Genomic DNA, 13275 nt, shown 5'->3' with positions numbered 1-13275 from the left:
CGCTGACCGCCGACCAAGGGGTGGTTCGTATGCTCAATCGCTTGCTTTTATCTCGCCAATCTTTTCGATAAAGAACCTGTCGCCTAGCTTGAGCAGCTCTACGCCGTTGATCAACGAGTTCAACTCGGCGTCGACATCCTGCTGATCGATCTCGGTCGAAAGGCTGAGCGTATCGTATGGCAGTGCGGTACCGATTGGTAGATTAGCGAAGCGGTCGCAAAGTTCGTCAAGTGCGCTCTGTACCGCGGGCGCAAGTGCCGCTGGCGGGGGTGGTATGGACTTGCTGTCTGGGTGTGTCCATCGACGACAAAAGGCGTCAGCCATTGCGGCGGCGCGGACTGCTACTGCCGCATCCGATATCTCAGATAGCGCGAGCGAATTCACCAGAAAATCGTCTTTGGGAAAGAACCTTTCGCGCTCTACCCAAGAGGTCACGGTAGCAATTCCTCTTGGTCGGGGTGAGTTGACCAAACCAAGGTTGCCGATCGAATTTCGCAGGGCGTCACTACGGACATCATCTCCTACGAGAAGCTGCGCTACCTCGAATGTGTCCGGGGCTGGTTCGGCGGCTATACCTGACGCAATGAGTAGACCTGCTTCACAACCGCGGATGACGAGCTTGCTGCGTGCCCGTGTGAGATTCTTGTACAGCGGGGTGGATATTAGGACGTCCCGCATCTCTTTGTCCGAAGGCCAACGGCCGGACTCCGATGTATTAGATAGCAGAAAGTTCTTGACTACGGGCTCGAACGGAGCGTCGGCTCCACGCAAGGCCTTGAGAAGATCCAGCAACATCCTGTTGTAATTCTTACTAGTGGATCGTAAAACGGCACGCCGGACCAGCCATGACTCGATGTGGGCATAGGCCGCGGACCGGTCGTCTGAACTGGAGTGCTGCTCAAGGTAGAGCACCACGGGTGCAAGGACAGACGTGTCAAGGGCCTCCGCAACGTCCATAAGTTTCTGGTGTGTTGCGCCGGCCGATCGCACGATGATCCGCCGATAGGCGTCGCTATTTGTAGCAATGTGTTCGATACGTTCGACCAGATCTTCGCGACCAGAGTTTGCAGTCAAGGCCTTAAAGGCCGTGAACAGTTCAGTAGACAAGACTTCCTGGCCGCTACACATCGTGAGATAGTGCCCGAAAAACGCGTCGAGACGTGATCGGATGAGCCGGCCCTGCCGGATCTCCTCGCGCCAGAAGTCCGTTTCGAGCCGACGCCAGTGATCGTCGAAGACTTGCTCAACGTCTGCACCCGAGCGCTCCAAGAGCTGAAAGAGGGAGTTCTTCACCAAATCGCTTGGGAGCAGAGGTGTGCCACGGTCGTTAAGGCTCTCGAAGATGACCTGGGCGTTGTCGGTTGCCGCGAGTTCGATGACAACGACCTGCAGACCAGTTCGAAGCACTTTCACCAAAGACGCTGTTCTTTCGGGATCCGTGCGAGACTCTTCCAAGAAAGCCAAGGTCGCACCCAAGAAATAATCGTATGCGTCGCGAAGCCGGGAGTCGCCGGGCCCCGGTGCGTCCCCGCTCACGATGGATCGAAATTCAGGTCGGTCCCGCAACGTGGGCCAGACCTTGAACGGTGCAAAATCGGCATCCGAAAGGCCTTCGTCGTTGCTAGTCAACGAACGGAGCGCTCGGACCAATCGCGCCTGCGCGTCGGTAGCAATCATCGCATCACGGACAGCGCACAGAACGACCTGCAAAGTCGTAACTCGCTGCTGGCCGTCGATAACCTGTCGCACACTGATGTCCGCCGAATCCTTCTCGGTTGCGTCCAGGACGACGGCACCCAAAAAGTGCGGTTCAGCATCCTCATCGGTCGAGAAGCGATCGACCATCTCAGTGATGTCGTTCCAGAGAGGTTCCCAATTCCGGGTGCGTGTCCACACGTAAGGCCGTTGGAAGACCGGCACGACAAGACACTGCTCACCCTCGAACAAGTTGCGCAGTCGCTGAGCGGTTGCCTTCAAATCCATGACTCCGTCGGTGTCGGCTGATCTAATCCACTATGACGGTATCGGACAATGACGACAGAGGAGCCCCAATGAGTGGTGTGGCCGCCGCGATTTTCGATGAGCTCAATCGTGTGGGGGCCCTGTCTGCTGACCAACTCGCCGAAAACCTGGGGGAGTCGGTCGGCTTCGTCGAACAAGCGTTGGTAGACAACCACTTGGTGTTCCAGACCGTCGGCGATACGAGAGTCTGGAGCGTCGCTTCACCTGAATCGTTCGGTGCGGCTTTGTATTTGAACCGCCTAATGCGAAGGTGGCAGGTAGAAGCTCTCCAAAAATGGTTGTTGAGCGGCCGTTCAAGCCTAGTCGAGGCTGTGACCGGCGCGGGTAAGACCGACTTGGCTCTCGCTGCGATCGTCGAGGCTAGACGGCGAGGGCTCGCGGCTTTGATCGTGGTTCCCGATCAACACGACATTGATGCATGGTCGAAGGCGCTGTCGACAGGCATTCCTTCATCAATCGTTGCCCAAGTTGATCGAGGAACCGGCTCGCTCGACGCGTATCCGATATTGCTGGCTCGTTCATCAATTTTGGGCGACAGACGGTTGCGGTTCGCGAGGAGGGAACGTCTGCTGATAATCGATGAGGTAGATCAGCTCTCGGTTACTGACTTTGCGAATTTGACAAAGATTGGGACTGTCACGGACAAGCTAGGCTTGACGGCGGCCTACGAGTGGCCTGATCTTGGGGCAGAGAGCGTCCTAAAGCCGTACTTCGGCGACGTCATCGACGGTTGTGACTATCTGCGAGCTGTCGAAGACCGAATGATGGCTCCTCCGGTGGTTGTTGCTGTCGGGGTGGATTTTACCGACAGCGAGGCCCGCGACTATCGAATCGCAACCGACAAGGCGTCTGCCTTAACGGCCGAACTTCTCGATGCTGACGATGGCTCACCGGAGGGGGCACTTTCGCTTGCACGACGTCTTGACGCGGATGCAGCCGTAGGACCTCGAACGAGCACTGCACGGGCACTGCTTGGAGTGGATCGAGACAGACGCACAATACTAAGCCGCTGCACGGCGAAAATGTCCGTTGTTTCTACCTTGCGGAAGGCAATGCATAATACCGATTTGAGCGCCGTCTATTTCGACTATGACGGAGCAGACGGAACCGATACTAACGTGCAACCGAGGAAGACCGCGCAGAGTACTCCATCTGTCGGAGTCCTACTCTCGGTCCCGCGCACACCTCGGTCATTGATGGGACTGTTGGCTCGCGTATTTGAACTAAATTCGCCTTCAGAAGCCTTTGTCACGCTGGTCTATGTCAGAGGGACAATGGAGGATCCGCAGACGGATTCTGCTGCGGCCAGCCTTGCCCTCCTACGCGAAATTGCCCTCGACTTCAACGACGTGAACGAGAGTGACGCTCTCTCATTGCTTTTGCTCAGAGCCAGTGAACGTGACGGATGGCTCGATGTATCGCTCGATTCCGGATTCAACGAGGGCGGCCCCATCGAGGGCCCGGACACCTGGTCCGTCGTAGATGCGATCAAAGATATTTTTGATGATTATCAAGGCTTCCCCCTTTGGGAAGAGATTCGAGAATTGCTACCAGACATCGACGCAGAGCAAACGCTCAGGCAAGGTGTTGACGGTATCTCGTGGATGCCAGTCGGTTCTGCGCTTGTCGGTGCTGGTGGCCCGGGCACCCGTATCGAGCGCATACGTGCGTTGTCCGTGCTGGCAGACGTGTTCGAGGAACTCGGAGCGCATGCTCAAGAACTGAGCGATCTGGCTCAGGCGTTTTCACGCTCGGCACTGCTTTCCGAGAACATGACAACAAACAGAATCAGGGAGTTGTGGACAGGCTTGGGCGGTCGAGTAGCGCCTGGTGATAGAGCGCCGGTCGAAGTGCGCTCGGTCGATGATGTCATGCCGCTCGCCGCTGACGTTGATATGAGCCCGGCTCTGCGCCGTGTGTTGGTTGCGTTCGATGCTGCAGTCAGCAATCGAGGGGGCGCAATGAGAGGTCCGCTTGGCTCTCGCAAAGACGAATACGAAGTGTTGGACGCTCGGGGGGTCCGCCGGACAGTACGTCTTGCCGCTGACGACGCAGAGGGGTGGTCTGTCCCAAAAGCCGAGCTCAATCAAGCGAGCAACGCAGTTCGCGTCTTCATGAGTGCTTTGGATCATCATCGATTCTATATATTCACGGCCCCTGAATTTCAGCAGGTTGCCCGGGAAGCCACAAAGAACTCCACTTTCGGGCAGAAAGGGAAGGCCAAGTCGAAAATAATCGTGATCCCAAAAAGATCTGTTGTGGCCGGGCTTGATAAGTGGGAAAAGCTCGGCACGCTGGCAATGCCGAGCGCCGCATCCGCTAATTCGACGTCCATTTCCGAGTCGCGTGTCAGGCGAGCTTATGGTACTTCGAGCGTCGACCCTGCCTCGGGCGGGAGATCATCGATCGGCGCAGTCGAAATATCAGGGACCGGCGCGCAGAAATTTTCGCCGGATGCGTCCATCGTCGAGCCTTCCGACCAGCCCTTGTTCGATAGCGCCGGCCGCATTCGAGTTACATTGAAGGTCGATTCCCATTCGGTCCCAGGTGCTTTGGATACCGTCACCGGACAACTGCAGATTGCTGAGGTGGAGGTCGCAGGTAAGAATTCCGGAAAGCTATTCAGGAATGCGGCAACGGCCGCCTCGGCAGTTAGATCGATGAACAAGCCTGAGACTACTTTCAGCGACGGAATTTCTGAATGGACGGTTGACGGAACAAATGGAAAGTTTCTAACGTATTATCTCGACCAAAGTTCTTGGACAATTGAGATTCCGGAAAAGAGCTCCGCCGGGTAAACGGTGGCTGTCGGGTTGAGGGCTGTCAGCTTGACCGGCTCCGGCTCCGGCTTACGGTCTCAGGCTGCCCTTAGTCGGTGCGGGCGGGTTGGCTCAAAATCGGAGAGGGACTAACTATTCTTGACTAAACTCAAACTAATAGTCTCAGCAGGGTGACCGACGGTCTGACGACGTTCTAAATCCGCTTCTGGCTAATATTGCAATCTAGCAATCGTCCTCTTGTTGTGGGTGCATTTGGGCAGCGCGCTAAGCCTAGGTGAGGTCCAGTGCGCCGTGTAAGCGGCGTTGGTTAAACCAGTCGACACATCACATAGTTGCGAACTCGACATCGTCAGTTGTCTTCTTCGGGCCGATCAGAAACGGCAACGCGTCAATGCTGCCTCCGTCACAAATGATCTAATTGAGCTCTACGTCAACGCGTTATCGTAGGTGTTTCCGATGCTTCTAATCGATGTTGTACTAGCCCCGAACACAAGCGTTTTGCATCACGTGACTATTCCTGCCCGGAACGCAGCCAATGCCGCCTCCACTCGATTGCGCACAACCGAGTTCGATTAATATCCCAGAGATATGGGTCTTCACCGTCGTCTCACTGAGGTACAGCTCTGAGGAGATGTCCGCGTTGGTCGAACCAGTAGGCAAAATGCGGAACACATCTGGCCCCGCGGACTCATCATGTCCATCGACATTGTCATCGAGGCCGGTTTGGCAATTTAGACGTCTAAGGCTCTCAATTGAGTCAATGGCTTGAGATGGCACTCACCTCTCAGGTCGATCTATTTGACATCCTTATTTAGAAGCTTTAACCATTTCAAGAAATTCTGAGCCTGTGTAAGCACTTCGGGTTCTGGCGGGTCCGGGCTTAAATGCATGATCTCATTCCTAAGTTCCCTGAGGCTCTGCAGTGCCTCAAGGAAAACGTTGCGGTCCACATACCAATCGATACGCTCCCAATTCGTGGGACGCTCAATAGTCTTTGGATCTCTCCGAGCGTTAAATCTTCAGCCGATATTGCTTCGCGACCGGGATCATTGGGATTTTTCGAGTCTTCGATATCTTTCGTGGTGAAGTGAGTATTGACGATCTGTCGGAGGTGACGTTCGGCCTCGCCGGCAAGCAGAAATGGGCCTGCCAAAATTTGAAATGCTTCACTCAGGTCGGCGGTCGTTACTATTCCGCAAATTCGATTTTCAACGTCCCGGACAAATAGGTAGCCAGAATCGATAATGCGTGGGATTTGGCTTAGTAAATCGTCGTCCAATGAGACGGACTCGGCCGTAGAAGTGCATAATCTAAGATCTGCCTCAGGCGAGTGGACTGTCGCCTTAGCGATGGATTCCCAGCTAATCGCTCCCTCGAGCTTTCTACCACCCTCGATTACTGCTAATTGGAAATAGTCGTGCCGAATCATTAAGGATTGTGCTTTTCTGAGCGAATCGCTTTTGCTAACTGAGATCAAGCCGCGGTTCGCAGACTCAAGACTCGACACTCGAAGAGAGTTAATCTGTGGCGCAGTTGGTGCGATCGGTGAACCTACCGGACTGTTTTCTGTGTCCTGGTGCTCTTGTTTGAGAAGCACCTTTATCTGACTGTCGATCCAGCCCGTTTCGAATGGGGGGGAAGTGGTCAGGCCATAACGAGTCAGGTCGTCATTGATCTTTTTAAGTACCCAAATTCCGCGACGCTTAGCGCCCCATAGGGCAAGAAACTCTCGTATGGACGTTGTTACTTCTTGTGTTGTTGCTTGTTGGGCGGCCCTTTTGAGGAACTCTTCCGAGTCCATTCGATGATCCTACCGCGTCTTCCCCCGTAGTGTGCAATTTTCTGGCCGTTTGTCTGAACTCGCGTTTCGTCTGGTGAGGTGCTGTCGATCCTGGCGACTGCCAAAGACAAATTGGAGCAGACCGTCTGGAAATCTCGGCCCGGAGTCGCGTGCAGGTTCCGTCTTGTCCGATAGCAATACAGATACGCTCCACGCTAGGGGTGATGTAGCTTACGGCCCGCTGGAAACCTGCGACAGGTCGCGACGATACCTTCGCGCGATATTGGGATACTCTGGAGCAAGTGCCGTATTAGATGCCTCGCGCTTTAACTGTGCCCGTTCATTGTCGACATGCATACTGCGCGAGACTGGCTTGTGATCCGACGGTGTATTCTGTTCTACGGCAGTTCGAAGTCAGGCGGCCGGCGATAGTAGCTCGATTCGTTTACGTGACCATGCCAGCCCGAAATGCAGCCATAGCCGCCTCGACTCGATTGCGCACACCGAGCTTCACGAAGATCCCGGAGATATGGGTTTTGACCGTCGTCTCACTGAGGTACAGCTCGGAGGAGATATCCGCATTGGTCGAGCCAGTAGCCAAGATGCGCAGCACTTCTCGCTCCCGCGGGCTCAGCGCATCCATTGACAGCGACGGCGAGGCCACCGGCAACACCGACGTTGCCACAATCTTCCGGAGCGAATCCTCACTGAACAACGTGTTGCCAGATGCCACTGCTCGAACCGACTGATGGAACGTCTCGGGTGCCTCGCTTTTGCTCAAGAAGCTGTGCGCCCCTGCCTCGATGGCCAGTACCACCAGATCGTCCACATCCATCGCCGTCATCGCAATGACCTTCGGTGGATGGGCCAGCGTCATCAACTCGCGAGTGGAGTCCAGTCCGCCGACTCGGCGCATCTGAAGATCCATGAGCACCACGTGCGGCCTGAACGCCGCAACCGCAGCAGGCACCTGGTCGCCGTCCTCCACGTCGCCCACCACCACAATGTCCAGGGTCTTCGCGAAAATGTCGGTCACTCCCCGCCGAACGAATGGGTCGTCGTCGACGATCAGTACGGTGATCACGGCTGGCGCTGTCATGGTGCGCTGAGCTTAGAACGCGACTCCGACACTGCCCGTCAGGAGTACCACGGCAACCAGCACGAGACCACGAACTCGCCCGGCTGCGCGCTGGCGAAAAACGTGCCGCCCACCCCGCGGACCTGTTCGCCCAGTCCGGTCAACCCCGCACCCGACCCATGCGCAAACGCCGGTTGCCCCATCAGCTGATTGCGCACATCGACGCGAACGCCCGCCTGATCGGACCCGTGCACCACCACCCGAATGGTCGAACCGGCGGCGTGTTTCTGCGCGTTGGTGAGCGATTCTTGCACCACCCGATACGCCACATGACTGCTCGCAGCGCCGATCTCACCGGGCGTCACGTCGAGCATCAGCGACGTGTGCAAGCCCGCGTCCCGCGCCGAGTGCACCAGATCGGAGATGCCTTCGACACTCTGCCGGCCACCGTTCGAGGCATCGGCTGATCCGCGGAGCACGCCGATGATGCGCTTTAGCTCGTCGAGCGCATCGTGGGCGGTCTGCCGAATCATCGATGCAGTCTGGGCGACCTTCTCGGGTCCATCAGCGCTGTTGACTTGCATTCCGCCTGCGAACAGCGAGATGCGGCTGAGGCTGGCAGCGAGGGTGTCGTGCATGTCGCGAGCAATGCGGGCACGTTCCGCATTGAGCAGCATCTCCTCACGAAGGGCGTTGGACTCCACCGTCACCTTGTCTCGCGTGACCACAGCCTCCGTCAGATCGGATCGCGTGCGGCGCAGTATTGCTCCACCCACGACCAACCCGACGAGCACTGCCGCGACGACCCACGGAATCCACGCCGGGACGTCCCATTCCACCGGCACGGATCCGTCCTCGGTCTTCGTCGAACCGATGGTCAGGACGGAGTAGTACCGACTGCGATGGGCGTCGTACGTCAACGACACCCCGCACGCGACGTACACCGCGACTGCGGCCATCGCCAGCGGCTTGGTTCGTGCGAACGCACCGACAGCAAACAGGGCAATCAACGCTGCCGTCGCATCGGTGGCGAAGAACAGGGGCCCGGCCAGGGCCAGTCCCAGCACCACCCATGGCCGTTCGTGTCGCCAGATCAAGGCGACGGCGGCGATCAGGTTGAGCGTGACGCCGATGCCGAGGTTCCAGCCCGGTGTGCCGGACGCGCCCGCCAACCCGGCGGTCATCATCGAGCAGAACAGGCTGAAGGCCACCGCCGCCGTCGTCCAGGCTTTGCGGCGCAGGGTGCCTGTCCTATGCGTGCTCACGGTCAGCAGCGTACGGCCGAGCACCGACACGGCGGATCGTCCTATCGGCCCGCGTGGCCGATTGGATGCGACCTAAAGGAGGAGGTGCACCGACCGGTCAGCCGAGGCGCGGGCGGGGCCGACTGCGGTGTGGTTGATGCATCGCCGAACGAGAGGAATTTCGACATGACCAACCACAACCCGAACCCCCAGCAGCAGTACGCCCCGCCCGCTCCCGAGCAGAAGAAGAGTTGGTTTGCCCGACACAGGATCCTGACCGTCATCTTGGCAATCGTCGTGCTGGGTGTCCTCATCCGGCTCATCGGTGGCGGTTCATCGGAGACCCCGACGGCTCCCGCGTCGGCCGGATCCTCGGCGTCGGAGGAAGCGGCTCCTGCGGCCCCGGCCGAGCCGAGTAGTCCAGGAATCGGCGTTCCGGTACGCGACGGCAAGTTCGAGTTCGTCGTGACCGCGGTCGCACCACCGGTCACTTCGGTCGGCTCGGAGTATCTGACGCAGACCGCTCAGGGCGAGTTCGTCCAGGTGACGATGACCGTGCGCAACATCGGCGATCGTGCGCAGAGCTTGGATGCGTCCTCACAGAAGTTGCTCGACGCGGACGGCAAACAGTATTCCGTCGACAGCCTCGCGACCGCCTACCTCGACGAGGGCATCGGCTACGAACAGATCAATCCGGGCAACGCGCTGGACACGACCGTCGTGTTCGACGTCCCCGTCGGGACCGTGCCTGCCGAGATCGAGCTGCATGATTCGGCGTTCTCGGGCGGCACGACGGTCGCCCTCCGTTGATCGACTCGAACAGCACTTGCTTTCTCGCCGAATCTATTTCACTCGTTGCAGTTTCGGCTGCGACCTGAAGGAGGAAACTATGACCAACCCTCAGCTGTCCCTCGTCGCCGCACTGCTCGACCGGTCCGGCTCGATGCATTCCATCGCCGACGACACCCGCGGCGGATTCGATTCGTTCATCGCCAAGGAGCGTGAGGCCGACGGTCGGACCGTGGTCACGCTCGCACAGTTCGACGACCGGTACGAGCTGGTCTACGACAACACGCCCATCGCGGACGTCGACCCGCTCGTGCTCGAGCCGCGGGGCAGCACCGCGTTGTACGACGCGATCGGTCGGCTCGTCAGCGAGGTCGGCACCGGGCTGGCCACGATGCCGGAGGATGACCGTCCAGGCTCGGTGACGGTGCTCGTGATGACCGACGGTCACGAGAATGCGAGCCGGGAGTGGACCAATTCTGCTGTGCGGGAGCTGATTCAGCGGCAGGAGTCCGAGTACAGCTGGGACTTCGTGTTCTTGGGATCGAACATAGATGCCGTCGAGGTGGGTGCCGATCTGGGCTTTCAGCCCGGCAAGTCGATGACGTACGTCTCGACGTCGGTCGGCGTGACGGCAGCCTTCGATTCGGTTGCGGACTACCAGCGTCGGAAGCGATCGGCCGGTGTCGATGCCTGTTCGGTATCGGCTTTCACCACGAAACATCGGAGACGCGCGCGAGGGTAGTGGTAGAGATTGGCGATTTAAAGCCCGCGTCGTCCGTGTGGACTCTAAGCGGTTGCTCCAAGCCTCCCACCGCCGAGAGCCTGCCTTGTTCAGCAAATACACGCTCAGATACGTAATCTAGGACCACATTCCGACCGCACTCACTCAAGCCAGTCAAGTTGGATAGGTGTGGGGGTGTGCGCAGGAAGCTTTTTTCAGCATCATGTCGATGAACACTGCGAACAGGTTCCCGCGGTAGAAGGGACCAAAGTTCACCTCCGTTGGACGAGGGTATCTGAGTCAATGGTATTAACAATACGGGCTAGAATAATGCCATGATGGATAAAATAATCGAATGTACTCGGACTGTAGACGTCACGGCGGTCCTACTGTGCGCTGGTTTAGGAACGCGCAGTGAAACAGTGGCAAAGTTTGGAATACCCAAATGCCTGATCCCCGTTGATGGGACGCCATTTCTCGGATGTCTCATAGGGTGGTTGAGGAAAAGCGGAATTGTGAAGGTAATCGTCGTTGTCCATGGCTATAGCGATGCAATCTCAGAATTTCTAGAATATGGACCATTCGAAAATACTGATATCGAGATCGTCACATTAACCGAACGTCGCGATACAAATTGGGCAACTCATCAAGGTTTGAAGAAGGTCAAGACCAGGAGAGCCCTGGTGCTTGTTGCAGACACCGTATGGAAAATCGACCTGCAAAGATTCTTCAGTCATGATTTTACGCTCGACGTCTGCGTTCCCCTGACCAAACCGCGGCCACTGTGTAATAGGAACTTCGCGGTAGACCGGCGCGGGCGTGTGGTCGAAATTGGGGCCTTGCCGACTAGGCGATCGGTCACATATATGACTGGAACTGGGATCTACTTGATAACTTTGTCTGATGCGGTGATTGAAGGGCTAAACCGAGGCGGCGATCTAGATACAACAGGATTCGCTCCCGATGACTTGAGGATTGGTTCGTATAGTCATGTCGGTCCCCTCGTAGACTTTGGAACCGACCCGCAATTGACTCTGCTTCGGAACGACCTACAGTATTGGCCGGAATTCTTCAACTCTACCGACGTCAAACGAGATCTCAACTATCGATGACAAACCAGTCGAATTAAATTTCTGATAATTAATGAAATGCGCGCCTGGTGAGTAACGTTATGAGACGTTCCTCCAGCTAGAATTGTGCGTATTTGAAACGAAACCAATTTTATTGGCTGAGGCATGCCTGCTGTACCATACTGAATCTGTTCAGGATGACTAACCTTCAGTGGCGGCCTGGCTCTTTATTGCGTTAAGGCGGTCTAGCACGCCGAAACTCGTTAGAGGCTGCTTCTTGGTGACGCCTTCGACTGAATCCTTTATTACTTCTAGACGCGCTAGGTCGTAGGCCGTTATTGACTCCTCTGCTGTCTCGACGGCAGACGAAACTGACGACTGTAATCGGTCGGCCTCCCTCTGAACTGCGGATTGGTAAGGAGACAATGTTCTCGCGGCGCACGTACGGCTTGTGATACCAAAGACGGCTGCCATCGAAAGCGCTTCCGCCCCACGGATATCGGCGCGGATCACTGCGGATATTGGAGCCGAACCGCCGGACCGAATGGCTGCAGAAGCGAATTTAGCGGCTTCTAAAGACTTTCCGATGAGGCCCCTAATTGCTTGATGGTCGTAGCCCGCTCCGCTGGTCAGTGCCTCTGCAATCTGTCGCCGGCGCCATGCGGAGTCGCCAATAGCAAGCAGTGCGGAACTGTCGCTGGGTAAATTAGCGCGGTCCATCAAAGATAAAACCCAAGCAGCTTCTGGGTATCGCCGACGCGACGAGTACGCAACCGATAAATCTAGTGACGATGACGCCAAGTAATTGTTCCGATTCGGGAATCTTAATGCGTAAAAAAACCACTGCAGAGAAGCCAGCTCGAAGGTGCCGTTGTCTGCCGCTGCTCGGCAGAGAACTGATGCTCCACGGTGCAGAAGTTCAGGGCTCGCGTCCGAGAGAATCTGGGGGGTCAGCCAACTAAGCAACTCTGCGCACGGCAAGTCAACTTTGCCAATTGACATCTGGCTCTCCATCGACTCGATTAGGGACTTCGCGATTTTAAATGCAGATCCTGTTAGAAGAATTGCGTCTACACTCGCAGGTATATTGAGGTTATTCCCCTCCTCGGGGAGCCTTTGAGTCTCTCGCAAAACGTTATCAGCAAAAGTGATAATTCGTCGATTTTGGACTTCATTCGTGGCCGTTTCTTGCTGCTCTTTCACCACCTCCCAAAGAGCAATATGCATGTAGGAATTTCCGCGTGCCAGTCGTTCCGAATTTATGCGCTTGGTGGGTCGTCCGACGCCAAATTTCCGAAGGATGTCGTTTGCATGCCGAAATTCCCACCAATCTAAGTCAAAGAAATCGTCATCCGCACAGGCTCCGATCGCAGGATCGGATAGCTTTAGCCTTGCCCACTGGACCGCCTTGAGGATCAAGTCATTTCGTTCTGCACCCGAAAGCGTCGCTGTTTGGTTCACGAACCATGACGATGTGAGAGGATCATCCAGGGTTCGGCATCGAGAATCGGTTTCGTTAGGAATTTTTGGCCAGGTTGCCGCCAATTTTTCGAGTGCACGCCTGAGGACATAATGACTGCCGTTTACTCCGATATGACCATGGCCATTTTCCCGGTTTCGATGTCGTCCAGTGTGCGTCTCGGGACGCGGGACTATTCGTGAGATGGATGGACGTTCCGGACTCTGCGTGCTAATTGGTAGACACAATAAGTCCAACCCATAGTATAGGCTTACTACACTCTGCTCGATCGGAGTGATCTCGGTGCAAACTTCGAGGGCATTGCATAGTAG

The 13275-nt window shown here is 56.6% G+C and carries 10 protein-coding genes; 4 read left to right on the top strand and 6 right to left on the bottom strand.

Annotated features, from left to right (window positions below; all coding sequences use genetic code 11):
* Positions 1–33: 33 nt before the first annotated feature.
* Complete coding sequence (locus R4P57_RS18955; RefSeq protein WP_317804373.1) at positions 34–1983, bottom strand: DUF262 domain-containing protein; 1950 nt, start codon at positions 1981–1983, stop codon at positions 34–36.
* 68 nt (positions 1984–2051) lie between these two features.
* Between R4P57_RS18955 and R4P57_RS18950 the strand changes: the two genes are divergently transcribed.
* Positions 2052–4820 (top strand): DEAD/DEAH box helicase, encoded by a 2769-nt coding sequence (locus R4P57_RS18950; RefSeq protein WP_317804372.1) that lies wholly within the window; start codon positions 2052–2054, stop codon positions 4818–4820.
* 459 nt (positions 4821–5279) lie between these two features.
* Here R4P57_RS18950 and R4P57_RS18945 read toward each other — a convergent pair whose 3' ends face one another.
* From R4P57_RS18945 to R4P57_RS18930, 4 genes are all read right to left on the bottom strand, one after another.
* Positions 5280–5474 carry a LuxR C-terminal-related transcriptional regulator gene (locus R4P57_RS18945; RefSeq protein ID WP_317804515.1) on the bottom strand — a complete coding sequence of 65 codons (195 nt, stop codon included), beginning with the start codon at positions 5472–5474 and terminating at the stop codon, positions 5280–5282.
* Positions 5475–5682: 208 nt separating this feature from the next.
* On the bottom strand, positions 5683–6603 hold the full coding sequence (locus R4P57_RS18940) for an HPP family protein (protein ID WP_317804370.1): 921 nt from the start codon (positions 6601–6603) through the stop codon (positions 5683–5685).
* Positions 6604–7027: 424 nt separating this feature from the next.
* A complete protein-coding gene (locus tag R4P57_RS18935; RefSeq protein WP_317804369.1) occupies positions 7028–7681 on the bottom strand; it encodes a response regulator transcription factor in 654 nt (217 codons plus the stop codon).
* Positions 7682–7719: 38 nt separating this feature from the next.
* Complete coding sequence (locus R4P57_RS18930; protein WP_317804368.1) at positions 7720–8925, bottom strand: sensor histidine kinase; 1206 nt, start codon at positions 8923–8925, stop codon at positions 7720–7722.
* A gap of 165 nt (positions 8926–9090) precedes the next feature.
* Between R4P57_RS18930 and R4P57_RS18925 the strand changes: the two genes are divergently transcribed.
* From R4P57_RS18925 to R4P57_RS18915, 3 genes are all read left to right on the top strand, one after another.
* Positions 9091–9714 (top strand): DUF4352 domain-containing protein, encoded by a 624-nt coding sequence (locus R4P57_RS18925; RefSeq protein WP_317804367.1) that lies wholly within the window; start codon positions 9091–9093, stop codon positions 9712–9714.
* Between the two features lie 79 nt (positions 9715–9793).
* Positions 9794–10435: a VWA domain-containing protein gene (locus R4P57_RS18920; protein WP_317804366.1), complete on the top strand. Its 642-nt coding sequence runs from the start codon at positions 9794–9796 to the stop codon at positions 10433–10435.
* A 314-nt stretch (positions 10436–10749) separates the two neighbouring features.
* Positions 10750–11526 carry an NDP-sugar synthase gene (locus R4P57_RS18915; protein ID WP_317804365.1) on the top strand — a complete coding sequence of 259 codons (777 nt, stop codon included), beginning with the start codon at positions 10750–10752 and terminating at the stop codon, positions 11524–11526.
* A 159-nt stretch (positions 11527–11685) separates the two neighbouring features.
* Here R4P57_RS18915 and R4P57_RS18910 read toward each other — a convergent pair whose 3' ends face one another.
* Positions 11686–12945 (bottom strand): hypothetical protein, encoded by a 1260-nt coding sequence (locus tag R4P57_RS18910; RefSeq protein WP_317804364.1) that lies wholly within the window; start codon positions 12943–12945, stop codon positions 11686–11688.
* Positions 12946–13275 lie beyond the last annotated feature (330 nt).

The organism is Rhodococcus sp. IEGM 1330 (assembly GCF_033142445.1).
Lineage (GTDB): Bacteria > Actinomycetota > Actinomycetes > Mycobacteriales > Mycobacteriaceae > Rhodococcoides.
This window is presented reverse-complemented; position numbering and strand designations above follow the sequence as displayed.

What these genes read in the sequence shown, in the direction of transcription:
- R4P57_RS18955 (WP_317804373.1), bottom strand. Translation starts at nt 1,983, where the DNA reads ATGGATTTGAAGGCAACCGCTCAGCGACTGCGCAACTTGTTCGAGGGT.
- R4P57_RS18950 (WP_317804372.1), top strand. Translation starts at nt 2,052, where the DNA reads ATGAGTGGTGTGGCCGCCGCGATTTTCGATGAGCTCAATCGTGTGGGG.
- R4P57_RS18940 (WP_317804370.1), bottom strand. Translation starts at nt 6,603, where the DNA reads ATGGACTCGGAAGAGTTCCTCAAAAGGGCCGCCCAACAAGCAACAACA.
- R4P57_RS18935 (WP_317804369.1), bottom strand. Translation starts at nt 7,681, where the DNA reads ATGACAGCGCCAGCCGTGATCACCGTACTGATCGTCGACGACGACCCA.
- R4P57_RS18925 (WP_317804367.1), top strand. Translation starts at nt 9,091, where the DNA reads ATGACCAACCACAACCCGAACCCCCAGCAGCAGTACGCCCCGCCCGCT.
- R4P57_RS18920 (WP_317804366.1), top strand. Translation starts at nt 9,794, where the DNA reads ATGACCAACCCTCAGCTGTCCCTCGTCGCCGCACTGCTCGACCGGTCC.
- R4P57_RS18915 (WP_317804365.1), top strand. Translation starts at nt 10,750, where the DNA reads ATGATGGATAAAATAATCGAATGTACTCGGACTGTAGACGTCACGGCG.